At 60.2% G+C, this 1,435-nt stretch carries 2 protein-coding genes and 1 pseudogene; all 3 read right to left on the bottom strand.

Annotated features, from left to right (window positions below; genetic code table 11):
- The coding region (locus AU465_RS33140) for a recombinase family protein (protein WP_246506638.1) at positions 1 to 861 on the bottom strand (861 nt) is incomplete at its 3' end.
- A gap of 65 nt (positions 862 to 926) precedes the next feature.
- Positions 927 to 1,121 carry a hypothetical protein gene (locus AU465_RS33135; RefSeq protein WP_192257234.1) on the bottom strand — a complete coding sequence of 65 codons (195 nt, stop codon included), beginning with the start codon at positions 1,119 to 1,121 and terminating at the stop codon, positions 927 to 929.
- A 64-nt stretch (positions 1,122 to 1,185) separates the two neighbouring features.
- Positions 1,186 to 1,389 (bottom strand): annotated as a pseudogene (locus AU465_RS38195) (DUF5372 family protein); the annotation flags it as partial.
- Positions 1,390 to 1,435: the final 46 nt, after the last annotated feature.

The raw sequence follows: 1,435 nt of genomic DNA, 5'->3' as shown, positions 1-1,435 counted from the left end.
AAGCAGGGCTTCTCCTCGGCGCACGGCTCCGCGGCTCATGAAGCTCTGACCATTGGCATTATCGGCGATCAGGCGCTGATTCCTCTCAAACTCGGCCCACTCAATATATCCTTCATGATGGTCGAGGATCAAAGCCTCCCAGGCGCTACGCTCGCGTCGAAAGCCACGGACGACCTTCTTGCGGCCGGCTGCGATCGTGATGCGGCTACCTGTGCGCCCGAACGCATAGGCGCCGGCGTAGATTGGGTTGGTAAGCATGTGGTGAAGCGTGTTGTAGACGGGCAGCTTCCATGTGACGGTTCGCCCCTCGGGGCCATATCCGATCGCCGGCAGCGGTAGGCGTTCCTGGCGCATCCAAAGATGGACCTGCCGAACGGTCTGCAACTCGGCAAATTTGGCGAAGACGAGCTTGATTGCTTCCTGGATGCGTCGATCGGGATCCTTCTCGATTCGGTCATGCCGCACCTTGAGGAACCCGACGGCGACGGTGAGAAAAAGCTCGCCTCTGCGCGCCTTCTGCTTCAAAGCCTCGAGCGATCGCTGTCGGAAGAGGGAGAGCTCCATCTCGCTGCCGAGCAGGAGGCGATCGTTCGGATGACGGGGATCATAGACGCCATCCTCATCGACGATCAGCGTATCGACCAATCCGCAGAACTCGAGGAGCGTGTGCCAATCTCGTCCGTTGCGGGCGAGCCGAGATGCCTCGATCGAAACCACGGCGCCCACGCGTCCCTCGCAGATTGCAGCCAGCAGCTTCTCGAAGCCTGGCCGTGCGATCCCCGAGCCGGAGCGGCCGAGATCATCATCGATTACAAGCGCGAGCACGATCGGCGAGCGCATATTGGCGCCGACGGCTCTCATGATTGTTGTGAACCTGATCGGTCGTCGACTGGCGCACATAAACGAACGCGCTCCGAGCTAAGTGTTCAGACGTAATCTTGGTCATTGCCGTCCTCCTTGCCGATCCGGTCTCCGTTCTCCTCTCGTGTCCCCTGAGCTGCCGCTTCGACCAGAAGAAGCTGGAGCAGTGGCGTCAGCGTCGTCCTCACCCCGAGCGGAAGCTCCGCCGGCAACGTGGTTGGTTCGAATAAATCCCCTTGGCTGCGTCTCTGCTCCTTCATCTGCGGCTCCTCGCGTTGAGAGAGAATCCTCTCTGAGCCAGGTTACGTGCGCGCTGACCAAAGCGTGGAGTTCGCTGAGCTTCTCAAGCGGAAGCTTCGGATGCTGGACAAGTTCGCATGACAATCCAGCCGGGTTGGTCATCCAGGCTGGTAGCAGAGCCAAGGTGCGATCGGGTTGGCGGATAATAAAATGATCGGCGCCAGCATGCCGCCGGACACCGATCACCGTGACGAAATCTCCCGCGCGTGGATGAAAGCGATATGTGATCCGAACCTCATGCGCCGGACACCCGGCAGTATGACGCTGCTTCGAC

It is taken from the genome of Mesorhizobium silamurunense (genome assembly GCF_014843905.1).
Taxonomy (GTDB): domain Bacteria; phylum Pseudomonadota; class Alphaproteobacteria; order Rhizobiales; family Rhizobiaceae; genus Mesorhizobium; species Mesorhizobium silamurunense.
The sequence above is the reverse complement of the archived record's forward strand: the minus strand, read 5'-3'. Positions and strand labels throughout refer to the sequence as shown.

Excerpts from the sequence above, each read along its gene's own strand:
- AU465_RS33135 (WP_192257234.1), bottom strand. The coding sequence starts at position 1,121 with ATGAAGGAGCAGAGACGCAGCCAAGGGGATTTATTCGAACCAACCACG.